Origin of the sequence: Chryseobacterium sp. SNU WT5, from assembly GCF_007362475.1 — a bacterium.
Lineage (GTDB): Bacteria > Bacteroidota > Bacteroidia > Flavobacteriales > Weeksellaceae > Kaistella.
The window spans coordinates 1980996-2001324 of sequence record NZ_CP041687.1; the positions used below are offsets into that span (position 1 = coordinate 1980996).

The window sequence follows — 20329 nt, forward strand, 5'->3', positions numbered from 1 at the left end:
ATTAACAATGAAAAAAATATATAGCTTACTGTTTCTTGCGATATTTCCTGCTGCAAAAGCGCAGGTCATTATTGGTGATGTCATCGGAACTGCTCCTTCCAATAAAAAAGGTTCTGTCTTATTAGAGTTTGCCAATACCAATAATAAAGGTCTTGTCTTGCCTTATCTTCGAACGCTGCCCACTACTCCCGCAGAGGGAACGATTGTATTAGATGCGTCTTCTGCAAATGCTGCTCGAGTGAAATATTATAACGGAGGGTGGATCGACTTGAGCAATCAGAACGGGATCGTCACGAGTTCGCTCAACCAGCAACCCACGATTGCAAAAGCTCCTGAATTACCAGCTGCAAAATCGATTATAGGGTCCAGTTCTTCTACTGCAGATGGTGTTTTGGTTTTAGAATCTACAACCAAGGCCCTGGTTTTACCACAGGTTACAACAGTCGAAAATATTATTAATCCTGCACCTGGAATGATGGTTTATATTAACAAAGACGGAGCTAAAAGGCTTGCCGTTTTCAATGGCTCGAAATGGTCATTTTGGAAACCTTAAAATTCCGATAGTCAGTAAATTAAGTCACTTCTTAAGGGGTGACTTTTTTTGTTGAATAATGAAAAAATTTATTTATTTTTGCATCCACACAAATAGATCGAAAGATAATTAAACTTTGGAGAGACTTTTACTCTTTATTTTTCTAGCTTCTGCAAAGAACCTCTCTGGTATTCTACATGCCAGGAAATTTCTGCTATTTTTATTTTGCTTTTCTCTTAGTGTTAACCTAAGTGCTACCGAACATGAGACTGCAGACAATAGTACCAATGAGGATATTATATATGTAACAAAGGGTGCTGCGGTTTATGGTGAAACCAATACTATTGAGGTAAAGGTAGGTTCTGTTTCTACCAAGAAGGAGGAAGCAATTAAACTCCAGGTGGTTAAAAAGTCTCCGGTCAGTATTGTTAAGAAAAAAGAATCTAAACAGTTACAGGATTTACAACAAATAATGGTGGCTGGCCAATGAGTAGAAAAGGTGGTCATACAGCATTAGAATCGAATACCAAAGGTTTTGTAATTACCACAATTCCAACAAGTGGTCTTTCTGATATTACCAATCCAGTCGACGGAATGATGGTATATGATACGACGGCAAAATGTTTGAAAATTTACACCGTAGATGAATCTTTACCAGTTAATACCGGATGGAAATGTTTTAAAACACCGGCTTGCCCGTAATCTAAACCCTTTTAATCCTAAAAGCAAAAATATCTGCTCTTAGGATTTTAACAATCAATTATAGAAAAATGAAGAAATTAGGAATAATAACTGCACTATTGATAATGACCGCAAGTTCTGCGCAGGTCATCATCGGTGATGATAAAGGAACGGCACCGTCAAATAATAAAAGTTCTGTTTTATTGGAATTTGCAAACACTAATAATAAAGGAATTATACTGCCTTACGTGCGTACGGTTCCGGCATCTGCGACAGAGGGAACTATTATATTGGATGCCACTTCAGCCACAACTGCCCGTGTGAAATACTACAATGGAACGTGGGTAGACTTAAGTGGGCAGGATGGGACAGTGACCTCCGCATTGGCAGACCAACCCACTCAGGCGGCAGTTGCAGAAATTGCAGATGCTAAATCAATTATGGGTGCGCAATCTTCTGCTGCAGACGGGGTTCTTATATTGGAATCAACTACCAAAGCCATGATTCTACCTCATGTGACAGATGTTCAGAATATTGTAAGACCAGCTCCTGGTATGATGGTTTACGTGACTAAAGCCGGAGCCAAAAGGCTTGCCGTTTTCAATGGTTCGAAATGGTCTTTCTGGAAACCATGATATAAATAATTTCAAATTAATCAGCCACTTCTAATGAAGTGGCTTTTTTAATAAATAAGTCTCTTACAATTTCTCCGTCAGGTATTTCCAATACCTTTTCGGTAAAGACTGTACATGAAGTTTTAAGTTTTTACGCTCCGGAATATTGGTTTTAAAGAAGTAGCGCTGCCATAATTTTTGGTACTGCATTTCTTCTTCGTGCAGCAGGTTTTCAGTTTTTTTAAAATGCTTGGTTTGTTCCCGGCCGGGTTCAAAAAACTGGACTTCTTTTAAATCATAGAAAATTCCGTACTGTCTTTTCAAATCGTAGATCATCCATTTCTGATCCTGATAACGGTTTTTAAAATGGGAGATGATCAGCGGCAGTACATTAAAATCAGGTTCTATCTTAGCGAAAAAGACCTCGTCCTGTAATTTCTCAAACCGAACAAAAGCATGCATCCGGTGAACTTCGCGACTTATTGATTTGGTGATTTTTGCGATGTCCATCATGTCAGCATTGGCAAAGTTATTCAGAATATTTTCTTTGGGAAATTGAACTGAAAGCGAAACCGCGGCAAGAATTAAACGCTCCGCCTGATCGCTTTCCGATAAAAAAACCCGTAACAATTGCGAAACACCTTTTTTACCGAGGTGTTTCTCCATTTTTGCTAAAACGCGGTCTGCTTTATGCTGATCAGTAAGGACTTCATGGGGTAAATCAAAGATCGATTCGGTATGGTATTTTTCGCTCGAAATAATAGTTGCCGGCTCCAAACGGTATTCGTACCCCTCGAACACGGCAGTCAGCAAGCCTTCAAAAGTTCCGTCGTATAAAAGAATGGTCATTTAGAATAGAGATAACTGTTCCGAGAAAGGATTCTGAAATTTCGATTTCATTCCCTGCAGGATGATTTTTCTAAAATTGAAATCGTCAATGTATTTATTAAAAATATTTTGCGAGTCAAATTCTACGAAATATTTAGCGCGGTTCGTTGCCACACCCATTTTTTTAAGATGCTCCAAATTGAGTTTTTGAAATTTTCGGGCATGTAAAATTTTATTCACAGACTTGCCGCCAATTCCCGGAATTCTATAAATCATTTCCTTGGTAGCGGTATTTATATTCACCGGAAACTGTTCGCGATGTCGTAATGCCCACGCGAGTTTCGGATCGACTTCCAAATCGAGAAAAGGATTGCTTTTTTCCAAAATCTCATCTGCTTTGAAGCCATAAAACCGCATGAGCCAGTCGGCCTGATAAAGACGGTTTTCACGCAGCATCGGCACTTGGGAGTCGATGGATGGCAGGCGTTTATCTTCCAGCATCGGTACATAGCCGGAGTAATATACTCGCTTGAGATTGAAGTTTTTATAAAAATGATCTGCGACTTTTATTATTTTAAGATCGGTTTCATCCGTGGCACCTACGATCATCTGTGTAGACTGGCCGGCTGGAGCAAATTTGGGCGTGCTCTTAAAAATTTTCTTTTCCTCTTTGTACAGGATCAGTTCATTTTTAATAAAACCCATGGGTTTGATCATCTGATCGTGCGATTTTTCAGGTGCTAATAATTTCAATCCAGCGGTGGTCGGGATTTCTAAATTGATGGACAGTCGGTCCGCGTACAGACCTGCTTCTTTCATCAGTTCATCACTGGCACCGGGAATGGATTTTAAATGGATATACCCATTAAACTTGTGCTCGTTACGTAATTTCTTGGCCACACGCACCAAGCGTTCCATGGTGGTATCGGCATCTTTAAATATGCCGGAACTTAGAAACAGACCTTCAATATAGTTTCGGCGGTAGAAATTAATGGTCAGATCGACGACTTCCTCTACCGTAAAAGCGGCACGCTTAATATCATTGGATTTTCTGGAAACGCAGTAGGCGCAGTCAAAAATACAGTGATTGGTAAGTAAAATTTTTAATAAAGAAACGCATCTGCCGTCCTCGGTGTAGGAGTGGCAAATTCCCGACGCGTGGCTGTTACCCAATCCGCCTTTGCTGTTTTTCCTGTTGCCACCGCTTGATGAGCAGGATACGTCGTATTTCGCCGCGTCTGCCAGGATCTCTAATTTCTCTTGAAGACGGGGAAAATTCATATTTTAGTATTTTGGGATAACAAATTTACAACCTAAAAAACCGTCTGGCAATATATTAGTAAACTTTAACGTTAAGTCTAAATCATTGTCTGGCAGTAACTTGTCTGTTTTCGATTTAACATAATTTTCAGAAGTCTGACGTGATGCTTTATGGGGTCAATTTAATATTTGCCCGAAGGAGTTCGTTTCTTTGTTGGTGACTGGTTAAAAATTTCTTCCCGTGCATATTTGAGTGGTGTTTGGGAAGTTTAGGGTTCATTTTCAGTGACATAGTGGGTAATAATTTGCCGGAATCAAATAGAAAACGTATCTTTGCACTCAATTTTGGCGCAAATAATTGTTTACTTGACTTTAAAATATTGATTACCAACTCTTTCATTTTGTGAAAGGGGGTTTCTTGTTTTAAAAACATATCATCATTTAATATCCGCCAGAATTGCAGTGAAAATATTTTGCACTACGTCGTGAAAAGATATACCGATGTTGCAGTTAGAAAGAGCCAGGTAAAAAGAGCCTAGAGCCAAGACTTCTCCTGATTGCGCCAAAAATCAACCGTCTGAACTCTGATTCTTTTCTAGTTTCTTTCTGATATTTTGAAAACAAAATATTTTTTAACCCTCATTCTTTAATTTTTTTATGAGTAAATCTAAAGCAGTCGCTAAAACTCAGGCTAATGAAAGAATCAATTTTTCCGAAGCAAAAGGAAAAGTTGTGACTCCTGACTTTTTGGACATTCAGATCCAATCTTTCAAAGAATTTTTCCAGTTGGATACCCTTCCGGAGCAGAGACTAAACGAATCTTTGTACAAAACCTTTGAAGAGAATTTCCCAATTACCGATTCTAGAAATAATTTCGTTTTAGAATTTCTGGATTACTTGGTAGATTCGCCACGATACTCGAGAGACGAGTGTGTAGAAAGAGGTTTAACCTATTCGGTTCCTCTTAAGGCTAGACTTAAATTGTATTGTACTGACCCGGAACATGAAGATTTCCAAACGGTGGTACAGGACGTTTATTTAGGTCCGGTTCCTTATATGACGCCATCTGGATCATTTATTATTAATGGTGCAGAGCGTGTAATTGTAACTCAGTTACACCGTTCACCAGGGGTTTTCTTTGGTCAGACTTATCACGCCAACGGAACTAAATTGTACTATTCCCGTATTATCCCGTTTAAAGGATCCTGGATGGAATTTACAACCGATATTAACAACGTAATGTTTGCCTATATCGACCGTAAGAAAAAATTGCCTTTAACAACTTTGTTAAGAGCGATTGGTTACGAATCCGATAAAGATATCTTGCAAATTTTCGACCTTGCCGAAGAAATTAAGGTTTCCAAAGCAGCTTTGAAAAAAGTAGAAGGAAGAGTTCTTGCAGCGAGAGTGTTGAACACTTGGTTCGAAGATTTCGTAGATGAAGATACGGGTGAAGTAGTTTCTATCGAAAGAAATGAAATTATTTTAGACAGAGAAACAGTTCTTGAAAAAGAACATATCGATATGATTATGGATTCTGGTGTGAAATCAATTTTGATTCACAAAGAAAATTCTCATGAATTTTCAATCATTCAGAATACATTACAAAAAGATCCAACCAACTCAGAAAAAGAAGCGGTTGAATATATTTACCGTCAGTTGCGTAACGCAGATCCGCCCGATGAAGAAACAGCACGTGGAATTATTGAAAAATTATTCTTCTCCGAGCAACGTTATTCATTAGGAGAAGTTGGTCGTTACCGATTGAACAAGAAATTGAATTTAAATATTCCTGAGAAGACAGAAGTTTTAACAAAAGAAGATATCATTGCGATCGTAAGACATTTGATCCAGTTGGTAAATTCTAAAACTGAAGTTGATGATATTGATCACTTATCAAACAGACGTATTAAGACTGTTGGTGAGCAATTATCAGGACAGTTTGGGGTAGGACTTTCTAGAATTGCAAGAACAATTCGTGAGAGAATGAACGTTAGAGATAACGAGATCTTTACGCCGATTGATTTAGTAAACGCAAAAACATTAACCTCTGTAATCAACTCGTTCTTCGGAACCAACCAGTTGTCTCAGTTCATGGATCAAACCAATCCACTATCAGAAATCACGCACAAGCGTAGACTTTCTGCCCTTGGACCTGGTGGACTTTCAAGAGAGAGAGCAGGATTTGAGGTACGTGACGTTCACCATACGCACTACGGACGTATTTGTCCGATTGAAACTCCAGAGGGACCAAACATTGGTTTGATTTCATCTTTAGGGATCTATGCAAAAATCAACACTTTAGGTTTTATCGAAACTCCTTATAGAAAAGTAGAAAACGGTAAAGTTGACTTAAAAGGTGCTCAAATTTATTTGAATGCTGAAGATGAGGAAGATAAAGTGATTGCACAGGCAAATATCGAGATGAAAGACGACGGAACAATCAACACAGACAGAGTTATTGCTCGTTTGGATGGTGATTATCCAGTTGTTGAGCCTCAACAAGTAGACTTGATTGATGTTGCACCTAACCAGATTTCTGGTATTTCTGCGTCATTAATTCCGTTCTTGGAGCACGATGATGCGAATAGAGCCTTGATGGGATCGAATATGATGCGTCAGGCAGTACCATTATTGAAACCAGAAGCACCAATTGTAGGAACAGGTTTGGAAAAACAAGTTGCCAGTGACTCTAGAGTTTTGATCAATGCAGAAGGTAATGGTGTTGTAGAATATGTAGATGCTGACAAAATCACCATCAAATATGACAGAACTGATGATCAGGATTTAGTATCTTTTGAATCAGGTACAAAATCATATAAATTGACCAAATTCCGTAAAACCAACCAGAGTACAACCATCACTTTGAGACCGAATGTAAGAGTAGGTGAAAAAGTAGAAAAAGGTCAGGTTCTTTGCGATGGTTATGCAACTGAAAATGGAGAATTAGCAATCGGAAGAAACCTTACTGTAGCATTTATGCCATGGAAAGGGTACAACTTTGAGGATGCAATTGTGATTAATGAAAAAGTAGTTCGTGAAGACTGGTTTACTTCAATTCACGTAGATGAATATACGCTGGAAGTTCGTGATACCAAATTAGGTATGGAAGAACTGACTGCAGATATCCCTAACGTTTCTGAAGAAGCTACTAAAGATCTTGATGAAAACGGAATGATCAGAATTGGTGCAGATGTGAAACCTGGTGACATCTTAATTGGTAAGATCACTCCAAAAGGCGAATCTGATCCAACTCCGGAAGAGAAATTATTAAGAGCGATTTTCGGTGATAAAGCCGGAGATGTGAAAGATGCTTCCTTAAAAGCAGATTCTTCGTTAAGAGGAGTTGTTATTAACAAGAAGTTATTCTCAAGAAATATCAAAGACAAGAAGAAAAGATCTGAAGAGAAATTGAAACTTGAAGAAATCGAAAATACCTACAAAAGTAAATTTGATGAATTGAGAGGAACCCTTCTTGAAAAATTAGGAACACTTGTTAATGGTAAAACTTCTCAAGGAGTAAATAATGATCTGGCTGAAGAAATCATCGGTAAAGGGGTGAAGTTTACAACAAAATTACTTCAATCTGTTGAAGATTATGTGAATGTAAGCGGAGCTGACTGGACGGTTGATGCAGAGCGTAACGACTTGGTGAAGCAGTTGATTCACAATTACAAAATCAAGTACAACGAAATTCAGGGTGTTAAAAACCGTGAGAAATTTGCTATTTCAATTGGTGATGAACTTCCTGCAGGAATCATTAAGCTTGCAAAAGTATATGTTGCTAAAAAACGTAAACTGAATGTAGGGGATAAAATGGCGGGTCGTCACGGTAACAAAGGTATTGTATCCAGAATCGTTCGTGAAGAAGATATGCCATTCCTTGAAGACGGAACACCGGTAGATATCGTATTGAATCCCCTTGGAGTACCTTCTCGTATGAACATCGGACAGATCTACGAAACCGTTTTAGGTTGGGCAGGTCAGAAGCTAGGATTGAAATTTGCAACGCCAATTTTCGACGGTGCAAGTTTAGAGCAGATTACAGAATATACTGAACAGGCAGGTTTACCAAAATATGGTAGCACCTATCTATATGACGGTGGAACAGGTGAAAGATTCGCACAGCCAGCAACGGTTGGAATTATTTACATGTTGAAACTGGGTCACATGGTAGATGACAAGATGCACGCACGTTCTATCGGACCTTACTCATTGATTACGCAACAGCCATTAGGAGGTAAAGCGCAGTTTGGTGGACAAAGATTCGGTGAGATGGAGGTTTGGGCATTGGAAGCATTTGGTGCTTCGAATATCCTTCGAGAAATCTTGACCGTGAAGTCTGATGACGTGATTGGTAGAGCCAAAACTTATGAAGCGATCGCGAAAGGAGAAGCAATGCCTGAACCAGGTATTCCAGAATCTTTCAATGTATTGTTACATGAGCTTAAAGGTCTTGGTCTTGATGTAAGACTTGAAGAATAATTTTAAATTTTAAATTATAAATTTTGAATGTAACCATTCAGAGAATTAATCTAAAGTCTAAAATCTAAATTAAAATCGAACAGATGTCAAACAAAAATAAAACAAGTAATTTTACTAAAATTACGATTGGTCTTGCTTCTCCGGAGAATATCTTACAAGATTCCCGAGGTGAAGTTCTAAAGCCCGAAACTATTAACTACCGTACGCACAAGCCGGAAAGAGATGGTCTTTTCTGTGAAAAGATATTCGGTCCTGTAAAGGATTATGAATGTGCGTGTGGAAAATACAAAAGAATCCGATACAAAGGAATCGTTTGTGACCGTTGTGGAGTAGAAGTTACCGAGAAAAAAGTACGTAGAGAAAGAATTGGGCATATCGGTCTAGTTGTTCCTGTGGCTCATATCTGGTACTTCCGTTCTTTACCGAATAAAATCGGTTATCTTTTAGGATTGCCGTCTAAGAAATTAGACATGATCATCTATTATGAAAGATATGTAGTAATCCAACAAGGGATTGCTAAGAAAGCAGACGGTGCGGATTTTGATGATAAAGAGTTTTTAACAGAAGAAGAATATCTAGATGTTCTGGAAACACTTCCTGCTGAAAATCAATATCTTGATGATGCTGATCCGAATAAATTCATCGCCAAAATGGGTGCTGAAGCGGTTGAGCAATTATTAAGCAGAATCGATCTTGATACTTTATCATTCGACTTGCGTCACAAAGCGCATAACGAATCTTCAAAACAAAGAAGAACAGAAGCCTTAAAAAGACTGAACGTTGTAGAAGCGATCAGAGGAGCAAATACAAGAATGGTCAACCGTCCGGAATGGATGATCATGAGAGTGCTTCCTGTAATTCCACCAGAATTGAGACCTTTGGTTCCATTGGATGGTGGTCGTTTTGCGACTTCAGATTTAAATGATCTTTACCGTAGAGTAATCATTAGAAATAATCGTTTAAAAAGACTTTTGGAAATTAAAGCTCCTGAAGTGATCCTTAGAAACGAAAAAAGAATGTTGCAGGAATCTGTAGATTCATTATTCGATAACACGAGAAAATCTTCTGCTGTAAAATCAGAATCTAACAGACCATTGAAATCACTTTCTGATTCATTGAAAGGTAAACAAGGTCGTTTCCGTCAAAACTTACTTGGGAAACGTGTGGATTATTCCGCCCGTTCCGTAATCGTCGTAGGTCCAAACTTGAAACTACACGAATGCGGTATTCCAAAAGATATGGCAGCAGAACTTTACAAACCGTTCATCATCAGAAAACTGATTGAAAGAGGAATTGTAAAAACGGTGAAATCGGCAAAAAGAATCATCGATAGAAAAGAGCCAGTTGTTTATGACATCCTGGAAGGAATCATCAAAGGTCACCCGGTTCTATTGAACAGAGCACCTACTTTGCACAGACTTGGTATCCAGGCATTCCAACCGAAATTGATCGAAGGAAAAGCAATCCAGCTTCACCCATTATGTACCACTGCATTTAATGCGGATTTCGATGGTGACCAGATGGCGGTGCATTTACCTTTAGGTCCTGAAGCGATCTTAGAAGCACAACTTCTAATGTTAGGTTCTCAGAATATCTTGAACCCTGCAAATGGTTCTCCGATTACTGTACCTTCTCAGGATATGGTTTTGGGTCTGTATTATATGACCAAAGAATTATCTTCAACTGACGATATGAAAGTATTAGGTGAAGGCCTTGCTTTCTATTCTCCACAAGAAGTAGAAATCGCTTATGCAGAAGGAAAAGTTTCCTTGAATGCAAAAGTAAGATGTAGAGTTCCTGTAAAAGAAGAAGGTGAATTAGTAACCCGATTGGTAGAAACAACTGCTGGTAGAGTATTATTCAACCAAATTGTTCCTCAAGGAGTAGGATATGTGAATGAACTGTTGACCAAGAAATCATTAAGAAATGTAATTGGTAGAATTTTGGCAGATACCGATTTCCCAACTACAGTAAAATTCCTGGATGATATGAAAGACTTAGGTTATTCTCATGCATTCCGTGGAGGACTATCATTTAGTTTAGGTGATATCGTAATTCCAGAAGAAAAGAAAGGCATGATTGCAACTGCTGTAGAAACAGTAGATGAGATCAAGGCTAACTATAACATGGGGTTAATTACCGATACAGAGCGTTATAACCAAGTAATTGATGTCTGGACGAATACCAATGCAGGATTAACCGAGATGATCATGAGCAGAATGAAAACCGATCAAGGTGGGTTCAACTCTGTATATATGATGCTGGATTCTGGAGCGAGGGGTTCCAAAGAACAGATCCGTCAGCTTTCCGGAATGAGGGGATTGATGGCAAAACCACAAAAAGCTGGTTCTACAGGAGCAGAAATTATCGAAAACCCGATTGTAGCGAACTTTAAAGAAGGTCTTTCCATTTTGGAATACTTTATCTCTACTCACGGTGCTCGTAAAGGTCTTGCAGATACCGCTTTGAAAACGGCAGATGCTGGTTACTTAACAAGAAGATTGGTGGATGTTGCACAGGATGTAATCATTACCCAAACGGATTGTGGAACTTTAAGAGGAACAGAAATTACACCACTTAAGAAAAATGACGAAATTGTTGAAAGACTTTCTGAAAGAATCTTAGGTAGAGTTTCTTTACATAATATTTACGATCCGGAAACCGATGAGGTTATTGTTGAAGCAGATGAGTTGATCAACGAGGCTTTGGCAAAACAAGTGGAAGAATCTGGAATCGATCACGTAGAAGTTCGTTCACCATTAACTTGTGAAGCAACAAAAGGTATTTGTGCAGCTTGTTATGGTAGAAACTTAGCGACTGGTAAACCTATTCATATGGGTGAAGCAGTAGGAGTTATCGCTGCGCAATCTATTGGGGAACCAGGAACTCAGTTAACATTGAGAACCTTCCACCAAGGGGGAACTGCAGGAAATATCTCTGAGAATCCATCGATCGTTGCAAGACGTGATGGTATCGTAGAAATGGATGAGATTAGAACGGTTACCTCTGAAAACGAAGCTGGTAAAAAAGCAGAGATCGTAGTATCCCGTTCAACAGAATTCCGTTTGGTAGCAGACAATGCTGCAAGAACACCGTTGATGGTAGCAAATATTCCTTATGGATCTGAGTTAGCTGTTAAACCAGGTGACAAAGTGAAAAAAGGAGATCTAATCTGTAAGTGGGATCCGTATAATGCGGTAATCATCGCGGAATCTGCAGGTAAGATTGAATATGAAGATATTATTCAAGGGGTTTCATTCTCATTGGAGATTGATGAGCAGACTGGTTTCGAAGAGAAAGTAATTTCTGAATCGAGAAACAAGAAAGCAGTACCTACTTTGAAAGTTGTTGACTCGAAAGGAGTGGAGCAAAAAGCATACAATTTACCAGTTGGTGCACACATCATGGTAAATGATGGTGAGAAAATTAAGTCTGGTAAAGTTATGATCAAGATCCCAAGAAAATCTGCAAAATCTGGAGATATTACAGGGGGTCTACCAAGAGTTACCGAATTATTTGAAGCAAGAAATCCTTCAAACCCTGCAGTAGTAACAGAAATTGATGGAGTAGTATCTTACGGTAAAATCAAAAGAGGAAACCGTGAGCTAGTTGTGGAAGCAAAAACTGGAGAAATCTCTAAATACTTAGTAAAACTTTCGAATCAGATTCTGGTTCAGGAGAATGACTTCGTAAGAGCTGGTTCGCCACTTTCCAACGGATCTACAACACCAGATGACATCTTGAAGATTAAAGGACCAACTGCCGTACAGGAATATTTGGTGAATGAAATTCAGGAAGTATATCGTCTGCAAGGGGTGAAAATCGATGACAAACACTTCGAAATTATTGTTCGTCAGATGATGACGAAAGTTTCAATTGTGGATGGTGGAGATACTCAATTCTTAGAAGGTGCTCTAGAACACAAAGGTGATTTCTTAGCAGAAAACAACAGAGTGTTCGGATTAAAAGTAGTTGTAGAATCAGGAGATTCGAAAGAATTTAAACCTGGTCAAATGATTACTGCCAGAGAACTAAGAGATGAAAACTCGAAACTGAAACGTGAAGACTTAGCTTTAGTAGAAGTTCGTGAAGCGTTATCTGCAACAGCTACACCGGTATTGCAAGGTATCACCAGAGCGGCACTTCAAACGAAATCATTTATGTCTGCGGCATCGTTCCAGGAAACGACCAAAGTATTGAACGAAGCGGCGGTTTCAGGAAAAGTGGATTACTTAAGCGGACTGAAAGAGAACGTAATTGTAGGTCACCGAATCCCGGCAGGTACGGGTCTGAAAGACTATCAAAACGTTATCGTAGGTTCGAAAAAAGAATTCGAAGATATTAACTAAAATAAGAAGTTAGAGTTTAGAAGTTAGAAATTAGATTTTTTCAAGACCATGAAATCTTTCTAATATCTGGCTTCTAACATCTAATTTCTAAAATCTAATTTATAATTAAAATATTTAACAAAAATGGACAATAATCAAAACCAAAATCAAGATCCAAACAACATCAACATTCAATTGAACGAAATGGTAGCAAGTGGTGTTTACTGTAACCTAGCACTAGTTAACCATTCTCCTTCAGAATTCGTAGTAGATTTTATCCAAATGATGCCAGGAGTGCAACAAGCGAACGTAAGATCAAGAGTAATTCTTGCTCCATTACACGCTAAGAGAGTGATGGCAGCTTTGCAACAAAATATTACTAACTATGAGCAACAATTCGGAGAAATCAAAGAAATGGAACCTTTCGTAGTAGGACAAAATAACGTACAAGCTTAATTAGCAACGTTTTTTATATTGATCCCGATTCATTTATTTGAGTCGGGATTTTTTGTGATCAAATAAGAAACTTAGAAGAATAGACATTTGTGGGAGTGAAAAATATTTACTCCAGGATATTAATATTTACTTTGATACTAAAAATAGTGCTCGATGTTTTTATTAATTGTAAAGAATTTAAGTATCTTCTCCGCTTCACCTATTTAATAAAACATGACATCTTTCTTGAAACGAAAATCAATCATTCTACTGACTCTCTTCTTTTTTGGAACCAGCTTTCTAACCGCTTTCTTCGACTATCCCACGCAATTGAACCAACTTGTTCTTAAAGTAAAAATAATTGGTGTAAAAGATGGCGATACCGTGGAGGGATTGTACTATCAACTTCCGATCGTGATTCGGCTGGAACATATTGATGCTCCTGAAAAGAAGCAGCCCTTTGGCACCGTTTCAAAACAAAAACTCTCTTCTTTAGCGTTTGGGAAAACAGTCACTATTATCAGTAAAGGTAAAAAAGGTAATTATGATCGAAACGGTAGACTGATTGCGGAAATCTATTTAAATGAAAAAACCTGCCTCAACAAAGAAATGCTGAAAACAGGTTTAGCCTGGCATTATAAAAAATATTCTACAAATACCGAGTATGCTCAATTAGAAAATACCGCACGGAAAAATAAAACAGGTCTTTGGAATGATAAGAACCCAATTGCTCCCTGGAGTTTTAGAAAATAGAAGGTAAGATCTTTTCTGTTAAAGGTAGTTGAGCTAATTTTGACAATCTACAATCTACAATCTACAACCTTCTACAATTCTACCATCTCTGTAACCTCAACATCATAACCACCTACAAGGGGTTTCTGTGCTGTGTTTTGAGAAATTACCCGAAATTTATTAATTCCTAAATTCTTTAAAATCTGTGTCCCTATACCATAATCATGGAAATTAGAAGCCAGCGTCGGTCTCTTTTCCTGACCATCCTGGAAATCTAGAAACTGTTGCAATTTACGCATCGTATTTTCAGAGTTGGAAACATTGTTAATGAAAATAATTGCGCCTTTGCCTTCTTCATTGATCATTGAGGTCACTTTTTCCAACAAGGGTTTTTCGCCACTTGTTAAACGGCTCAACACATCAAAATATGAATTTGAAGCCTGAACACGTACCAAAATAGGTTCGTTTTCTGCCCATTTTCCTTTCGTTAAAGCAAAATGAATTTGGTCTGTACTTGTTTCTTTAAAAGCGAAGAAATCGAAATCACCATAAAAGGTTTTTACTTTTCTTTCTTCCAGACGTTCGATTAAATCTCCCTTTCTTAATTGGTATTCAATTAAATCTTCGATGGATACCAATTTTAGATCGTGCTTTTTTGCTAAGGCATATAATTCAGGAAGTCTGGCCATAGAACCATCATCATTCATTATTTCGCAAATCACACCACCTTCTTTCAGACCGGCTAATTTGGTTAGGTCTATCGCTGCTTCAGTATGACCAGCTCTTTTCAGTACACCACCTTTTTTTGCTCTCAATGGGAAGATATGTCCCGGACGCATAAAATCTGCCGGTTTTGTCTGTTCGTCCATTAAAGCTAAAATAGTTTTGCTTCTGTCACTGGCGGAAATTCCAGTAGAAACGCCCTCACCTAATAAATCGACAGAAACTGTAAATGCGGTCTCTTTGGGATCACTGCTTCGAGTCACCATGATATCCAATCCAAGCTCATCACATCTTTTTTCAGGTAGTGGCGTACAGATAAGTCCACGGCCATGAATCGTCATGAAATTAATAATTTCCGGAGTGGTTAATTCTGCTGCAGAAAGAAAATCTCCTTCATTTTCCCGGTTTTCATCATCAACTACGATGATTATTTTTCCGTTTTTAAGATCCTCAATTGCTTCAGCAATCGTATTTAGTTGAATATCTGACATTTTACTTTTAGATTTTTGCAAAGGTACTGAGATTTCCGGCAACAGACAATTCTAATTTGGGTGTCTATTCCGTCTTCCACTCCCGTTTTTTTTCCACACCTCAACCCATACCAAAACAAAAGAGGGCAAAGGAAAAAAGAACTCCGTTCAAACCGGGACACAGATTCTGGCATTCTTTAACTTTTGGGATAAATAATTAAGAAGTTTTGTTTTTAATAACTAAATAAAGATATACCCTGACAAGGTTCTTGAAAACAAATTATAATAGCGGATCATTCAATTCATCAACCGCACTTCTAATAATTTCATACGATTTAATTCGGGCTTGATGATCGTAGATAGGCGACGTAATCATCATCTCATTCACTTGAAATCTTTTTTGAAACTGCTCAATTTCTTTTTTTACGGTCTCTTTACTTCCTATAAAACTATATTTCAACATTTTTTCAACATGCATTTTTTCCATCTGATTCCAGATTTCATCCATATCATTAACTGGAGGAGCGTACGGTTTTCTATCATTTCGAATCAGGTTAACAAATGCTTGAAACAAAGTGGTTGAAAGTTTCCTGGCTTCTTCATCAGTTTCAGCTGCGATTCCATTGACGCAGGCAATCGTAAAGGGCTCTGGAAACTCTTTGCTCGGTTGATAATTTTGATGGTAAATCTCAAAAGCCGTTTCCATCATCTGAGGTGCGAAATGTCCAGCGAAAGCATAAGGCAAGCCCATCTCTGCAGCAAGCCAGGCACTATCCGTACTCGATCCCAAAATATAAATCGGAATATCACAACCTTCACCCGGAATGGCTCTCACCAAACTATCAGAATTCTCAGCGGAAAAATATTGTTGTAATTCTTGGATTTGTTTCGGAAAATGTTGATTAATATTTTGGGGATTTCGTCCCAAAGCGTTAGCCGTTAAGCCATCCGTTCCTGGCGCTCTTCCAACACCCAAATCTATTCTATTGGGAAATAAACTTTCTAAGGTTCCGAACTGTTCAGCAATGACTAATGAACTGTGGTTTGGCAACATAATTCCACCAGAACCTACCCTTATTTTCTCAGTTCCATTTGCTATAAATCCAATTAAGACAGAAGTTGCGGAACTTGCAATACTTGTGATATTGTGATGCTCGGCCAGCCAAAATCTTATATAATCTAATTTTTCGACGGCCCTCGCTAAATCTAAACTGTCATTAAAGGTATCGTGAATGGTTTTATTTTGTTTGACTGGTGCTAAATCCAGTACAGAAATTTCGAATTTTTTCATTGTAATAAGTTAAGGAAATCGATTGGTTTTTACTGCGCTATTGCTATAGGGCTATAAAATCGAAGCAAGTTCTTTTAAAAGATATCCAAAATTTATGCAACTTATACTTATTGACGAATAAATGTAGAAGTTTTTAGTGGAAAGTTTAATTTGAATCTAAAATAGTTGATTTGAATGGTAACAACTAGGATTTGTAATAATCCACAAAAACTGGAACAATTAAAAATTATACTTTTAATCGTTCCTGTTTTTGGGGAAGATTACATAGATCTTTAAACATTTTTGTACCAATAGTCAACTAGTTTATTCAGCTTTTTATTTCTAGTAATTAAGTATCTATCAATTTTACTAGAATGAACGTAGGCCTATATAGTAATATGCCCTAGTCATTTGTAATTATCAGGATAGGTTTGTAAAACAAATTGTTCTTCTTCGCTTTGATATAGAAAACAAACAGTGTTATTCAAAATAAGTTTTAATGTATGTCCGTAACTTCCCATAATTCCGTATATTTGTTTGATAATTAAATAATTGAGATGAATATTTTTAGTTTTGGCGTAGAGTTTAGCAGTGAAGAGGATTGTATATCTCATTTCAAAGCAGAACGTGACAAAATTGGTGTTTCCTGCAAGTGCGGAAAAACTGATTTTTTTTGGATTAAAAGCAGATTAAGTTACGAGTGTAAATCTTGTAGAAAGCGAACTGCATTACGAAGTGGAACCATCATGGAGAATTCCAATTTGTCCTTTCTAGTTTGGTATAAAGCGATGTTTTTGATGAGTGCAACAAAAAAGGGATTTTCTGCTAAAGAAATGCAAAGGCAATTAGGTATGAAGCGCTATGAGCCAGTTTGGGCCATGATGCACAAATTGAGAAAAGCGATGGGAAAACGAGATGAAAGATACACTTTAGAGGGCATGATTGAAATGGATGAAGGGTATTTTACAGTTGAATCTAGAGAACTGGAACAAGAGAAAGGGATTCGTGGAAGAGGTGCAGTTGGAAAGCAAAATGTTGCAGTGATGGCGGAATCTACGCCATTAGAAAATATAGAAACAGGAGAGACATCGAAATCTTGTAGATATTTTAAAGCAATAGTATTAGAAGATCATACAGCAGAGGGAATTAATGAGACTATTAAAGAATCTTTGGCAGAATCCAGCATAGTTTTTACAGATCAAAGCACGTCATATGTTGATATATCACAACTTGTAGAAATTCATATTTCAGAAAAATCTTCGAAAGAAACTACAAAAGATACTTTGCGTTGGGTTCACATATTTATCAGTAATGCGAAAAGGAATTTATTAGGAAATTACCACAAAATAAAACGCAAAAACCTTCAACTTTATCTAAATGAGTTTGTTTATAAGTTAAATCGGAGATATTTTGAAGATAAACTGTTCGATAGACTTGTGCTAGCAAGCATTACAGGAGTATGATTAAAAACGGATATACATATAAGTTTTTTATCCTCCTGCGTTTTATTCTTTTTTCAAACTAAAATGCCTACTGAAGATATATAATAAGCTGAGCACTATTTTTATATATTCAGTATCTAACTGGATGCCTATTTTCCCCTTTTCAAAATATATTTATAATCTTCTTTCTCATCAACAGATTCATCAATTTGTTTTGTCTCTCCAGTAAAAGAGTTAATTTTTAACTCTAACAAGTAGAAAGATTTATCTTGTTTATCCTTTGTTGGATCTGTTTTATATCCAAAATAATAAAAGTTGTTAGAGTAATAATAAAATATAGGTTCAAGACTTTTAAATTTATTTTGTTCGTGATAAAGTATAAATATTTTTTCAGCATCATCAAGCGATATTTTTAAAGATTTTTGCAGTTCGTTGAACTTTTTGTGAATTTTGGTAGTATTTCATATTAGTATTATTTCTATTTAATTTGTTGCATGAAATAATTAATAAAGAAAGTATTAATAATTTTAACATTACTTTTATGGTTTAAAGTTTGCTGACTCTTTTTTTATAACCTCATCATCTGATGGCTTGCCGAAATTTTGTTTTGATGAACTTACAAATTTTTTCAACTCTGATAATAGACCGGAAGGCATTTGTGTATCATCAGAAATTTGATTAATTACTTTGCCAAATTTTACAGGATATCCTTCTTGAATTGCTGTTTTTACAGCGGTAGTGCATTGTTCTCCTGTCCATGGGGACACGCTATAAACTTTCAAATATATATAGTGTTCTTCTTAACATTTTTGCATATGCTTCTCCTTACGTAAAATTTTATTTAACAACAGAAATTTCTCCAGTATCTGAATTTATTTTCGCTAAAAAAATTAATTGTGTAGTTTTTTCAGTTCTTTTATCATTTTTACTTGCAAATCCTATATAATAAAATCCATTACATATGTATACGACTTGGTAAAATGATTCTTTGTCATACGGACTTTCTTTAATAGTAAAATTTTTAGCAAAAGAATCTTTATAAATTTCAAAAGCTTGTTTGCTTGAAATTTCTGATTTATTTTCAATTTTTGTGAAATTGTCATTATCTGAATAAATTTTTTCAAATTTATTACAACCTAAAAGTGATAATATTCCCATAATTATTATAATTTTTTTCATATTTAAGGATTAGGATAATCTTTATCTTCATTTTTTAAAATTACTTCATTTGCAGATTCATTAAAGTGTTGTTTTGAACTTGAAATAAATTTTTTGACTTCAAAAAGTAAACCAGACGGTTTTTGAGTTTCATCAGATATTTTGTTTATATTTTACCTATTCTAAAAGGAAAAGCTTCTTGTATCGCTGTTTTTACTGCTGTAGTACATTGTTCACCAGTCCAAGGAAAAACACTATATATTTTTAAATGTTTGTATCGTTCTTCCCACCAATTCAACATTTTTTTTGCTTCACTTTCTTTTACATAAAATTCTATTTTATGAATCTCACCATAAATATTTGTATCATCATCATACCAATCAAGTTTAATAAAATCTAAAACCTGATTGAGTTTCACATCATTCGGACTAATTCGCAATCTATCAGCAATCATTTCTCCCCACCATGGGCGTCCTGGTGAAAATGTTTCACTGATAGAATAAATAGGTTTACCATCTTTGTCCACAGCTTTTAAATCTACAAAATCATCCTTATCACCACCATCATTAAAATCGTAATCATATTTTTTTTCACTAATTATTGTTTGTGAATAATCAGGACCATAATCAAAATATCTTTCACCAATTGCCATTGCAGAATGACCTGCAAGACCTATTGCATTGATAGCTTCACCATAATCAATATTTTTAGCCGCTCTTCCTAAAGAATAGTGAGAATGTGGAAGTTCTACCAAAACAGTTATTAAAACTTCTTCTTCGTAAACAATTAAATAATTAGATTCTTCAATTGGAAGAGATTTGGTCTCATATTCTTTATCACTGATATCAAAATATCTACAATCGAAATACAATTCTATCTCATTTCCACCATCATCAACTGTATATTTTACTAATTCATCTGTTAAGGTTATAAGAAGGCTTGCTTTTCCGTTCGAATCTGTAAATAATTCATTTACTTCTTCATATTTATTTGTTGCAGGGTTCTTATCGCTGCTATATAATTTAATTGGATCATCAGGGTTTAAGAACCCATCCCAATCCATCAAATTAACAGTTATTTTACTATTTTTAGGAACCTTGGTTTTGTCCATCTGAATGTGAAATTTCACTTTTTGACCTATTAATGCTTCTTTAATAGTCCGATCTTTTTTATCCGTCCACCAACCCTTGATAAAGTAGTTTCCCACTGGTGGTGGCTCAATAGGATTTCCAAAAACAGTTCCTTTATCAGCTGTAAAATGGCTTCCTTTTCCTGCGTATGCTGTAAATTTATCTGTAAAAACAGTCCATTCTTCAGTCTCTATAAGATTCTTACCGCCTACAATTCTAGTTATATTTCCTCCAGCCATGA

16 protein-coding genes are annotated in these 20329 nt (G+C 36.6%); 9 read left to right on the plus strand and 7 right to left on the minus strand.

Features of this window, described 5'->3' with window-relative positions:
• Window positions 1-7 precede the first annotated feature (7 nt).
• The 4 genes from FNJ88_RS09390 to FNJ88_RS09405 all read left to right on the plus strand — a co-directional run bounded on the left by FNJ88_RS09390 (window position 8) and on the right by FNJ88_RS09405 (window position 1848).
• Window positions 8-553, plus strand: a complete 546-nt coding sequence (locus FNJ88_RS09390) for a hypothetical protein (RefSeq protein WP_143852871.1) — start codon at window positions 8-10, stop codon at window positions 551-553.
• 115 nt (window positions 554-668) lie between these two features.
• Entirely contained in the window at window positions 669-1022 is a 354-nt protein-coding gene (locus FNJ88_RS09395; protein WP_143852872.1) for a hypothetical protein, read from the plus strand.
• A complete protein-coding gene (locus FNJ88_RS09400; RefSeq protein ID WP_143852873.1) occupies window positions 1019-1234 on the plus strand; it encodes a hypothetical protein in 216 nt (71 codons plus the stop codon). The genes FNJ88_RS09395 and FNJ88_RS09400 overlap by 4 nt, the downstream gene beginning before the upstream one ends.
• Window positions 1235-1302: 68 nt before the next feature.
• Window positions 1303-1848 (plus strand): hypothetical protein, encoded by a 546-nt coding sequence (locus tag FNJ88_RS09405; RefSeq protein WP_143852874.1) that lies wholly within the window; start codon window positions 1303-1305, stop codon window positions 1846-1848.
• 63 nt (window positions 1849-1911) lie between these two features.
• On the opposite strand, the gene FNJ88_RS09410 is transcribed toward FNJ88_RS09405, so the two are convergent.
• Together FNJ88_RS09410 and FNJ88_RS09415 are read right to left on the minus strand one after the other, a co-directional pair.
• Entirely contained in the window at window positions 1912-2676 is a 765-nt protein-coding gene (locus tag FNJ88_RS09410; protein WP_143852875.1) for a TIGR03915 family putative DNA repair protein, read from the minus strand.
• Window positions 2677-3936, minus strand: a complete 1260-nt coding sequence (locus tag FNJ88_RS09415) for a putative DNA modification/repair radical SAM protein (RefSeq protein ID WP_143852876.1) — start codon at window positions 3934-3936, stop codon at window positions 2677-2679.
• A gap of 636 nt (window positions 3937-4572) precedes the next feature.
• On the opposite strand from FNJ88_RS09415, the gene rpoB reads away from it, so the two are divergent.
• The 4 genes from rpoB to FNJ88_RS09435 all read left to right on the plus strand — a co-directional run bounded on the left by rpoB (window position 4573) and on the right by FNJ88_RS09435 (window position 13916).
• On the plus strand, window positions 4573-8400 hold the full coding sequence (gene rpoB / locus FNJ88_RS09420; protein WP_143852877.1) for a DNA-directed RNA polymerase subunit beta: 3828 nt from the start codon (window positions 4573-4575) through the stop codon (window positions 8398-8400).
• An 83-nt stretch (window positions 8401-8483) separates the two neighbouring features.
• A complete protein-coding gene (gene rpoC, locus FNJ88_RS09425; RefSeq protein ID WP_143852878.1) occupies window positions 8484-12749 on the plus strand; it encodes a DNA-directed RNA polymerase subunit beta' in 4266 nt (1421 codons plus the stop codon).
• A gap of 123 nt (window positions 12750-12872) precedes the next feature.
• Window positions 12873-13184, plus strand: coding sequence for a DUF3467 domain-containing protein (locus FNJ88_RS09430; RefSeq protein ID WP_143852879.1), 312 nt, complete (start codon window positions 12873-12875; stop codon window positions 13182-13184).
• Between the two features lie 225 nt (window positions 13185-13409).
• Window positions 13410-13916 (plus strand): thermonuclease family protein, encoded by a 507-nt coding sequence (locus FNJ88_RS09435; RefSeq protein WP_228414509.1) that lies wholly within the window; start codon window positions 13410-13412, stop codon window positions 13914-13916.
• Between the two features lie 71 nt (window positions 13917-13987).
• On the opposite strand, the gene ribB is transcribed toward FNJ88_RS09435, so the two are convergent.
• Window positions 13988-15109: a 3,4-dihydroxy-2-butanone-4-phosphate synthase gene (gene ribB / locus FNJ88_RS09440; protein WP_143852881.1), complete on the minus strand. Its 1122-nt coding sequence runs from the start codon at window positions 15107-15109 to the stop codon at window positions 13988-13990.
• A 259-nt stretch (window positions 15110-15368) separates the two neighbouring features.
• Window positions 15369-16379, minus strand: a complete 1011-nt coding sequence (locus tag FNJ88_RS09445; protein WP_185145800.1) for an LLM class flavin-dependent oxidoreductase — start codon at window positions 16377-16379, stop codon at window positions 15369-15371.
• A 536-nt stretch (window positions 16380-16915) separates the two neighbouring features.
• Between FNJ88_RS09445 and FNJ88_RS09450 the strand changes: the two genes are divergently transcribed.
• Window positions 16916-17821, plus strand: coding sequence for an IS1595 family transposase (locus FNJ88_RS09450; RefSeq protein WP_143852883.1), 906 nt, complete (start codon window positions 16916-16918; stop codon window positions 17819-17821).
• A gap of 518 nt (window positions 17822-18339) precedes the next feature.
• Here the strand turns inward: FNJ88_RS09450 and FNJ88_RS09455 are convergent.
• The 3 genes from FNJ88_RS09455 to FNJ88_RS09465 form a co-directional block, all read right to left on the minus strand.
• A complete protein-coding gene (locus FNJ88_RS09455) occupies window positions 18340-18582 on the minus strand; it encodes a hypothetical protein (RefSeq protein WP_185145801.1) in 243 nt (80 codons plus the stop codon).
• A gap of 55 nt (window positions 18583-18637) precedes the next feature.
• Window positions 18638-18979: a hypothetical protein gene (locus tag FNJ88_RS09460; protein ID WP_143852885.1), complete on the minus strand. Its 342-nt coding sequence runs from the start codon at window positions 18977-18979 to the stop codon at window positions 18638-18640.
• A 145-nt stretch (window positions 18980-19124) separates the two neighbouring features.
• Window positions 19125-20327 (minus strand): hypothetical protein, encoded by a 1203-nt coding sequence (locus FNJ88_RS09465; RefSeq protein ID WP_143852886.1) that lies wholly within the window; start codon window positions 20325-20327, stop codon window positions 19125-19127.
• Window positions 20328-20329: the final 2 nt, after the last annotated feature.

What these genes read in the sequence shown, in the direction of transcription:
- FNJ88_RS09465 (WP_143852886.1), bottom strand. Translation starts at nt 20,327, where the DNA reads ATGGCTGGAGGAAATATAACTAGAATTGTAGGCGGTAAGAATCTTATA.
- FNJ88_RS09460 (WP_143852885.1), bottom strand. Translation starts at nt 18,979, where the DNA reads ATGAAAAAAATTATAATAATTATGGGAATATTATCACTTTTAGGTTGT.
- FNJ88_RS09415 (WP_143852876.1), bottom strand. Translation starts at nt 3,936, where the DNA reads ATGAATTTTCCCCGTCTTCAAGAGAAATTAGAGATCCTGGCAGACGCG.
- FNJ88_RS09430 (WP_143852879.1), top strand. Translation starts at nt 12,873, where the DNA reads ATGGACAATAATCAAAACCAAAATCAAGATCCAAACAACATCAACATT.
- ribB (WP_143852881.1), bottom strand. Translation starts at nt 15,109, where the DNA reads ATGTCAGATATTCAACTAAATACGATTGCTGAAGCAATTGAGGATCTT.
- FNJ88_RS09400 (WP_143852873.1), top strand. Translation starts at nt 1,019, where the DNA reads ATGAGTAGAAAAGGTGGTCATACAGCATTAGAATCGAATACCAAAGGT.
- rpoC (WP_143852878.1), top strand. Translation starts at nt 8,484, where the DNA reads ATGTCAAACAAAAATAAAACAAGTAATTTTACTAAAATTACGATTGGT.
- FNJ88_RS09410 (WP_143852875.1), bottom strand. Translation starts at nt 2,676, where the DNA reads ATGACCATTCTTTTATACGACGGAACTTTTGAAGGCTTGCTGACTGCC.
- FNJ88_RS09405 (WP_143852874.1), top strand. Translation starts at nt 1,303, where the DNA reads ATGAAGAAATTAGGAATAATAACTGCACTATTGATAATGACCGCAAGT.
- FNJ88_RS09445 (WP_185145800.1), bottom strand. Translation starts at nt 16,379, where the DNA reads ATGAAAAAATTCGAAATTTCTGTACTGGATTTAGCACCAGTCAAACAA.
- FNJ88_RS09390 (WP_143852871.1), top strand. Translation starts at nt 8, where the DNA reads ATGAAAAAAATATATAGCTTACTGTTTCTTGCGATATTTCCTGCTGCA.
- FNJ88_RS09450 (WP_143852883.1), top strand. Translation starts at nt 16,916, where the DNA reads ATGAATATTTTTAGTTTTGGCGTAGAGTTTAGCAGTGAAGAGGATTGT.
- rpoB (WP_143852877.1), top strand. Translation starts at nt 4,573, where the DNA reads ATGAGTAAATCTAAAGCAGTCGCTAAAACTCAGGCTAATGAAAGAATC.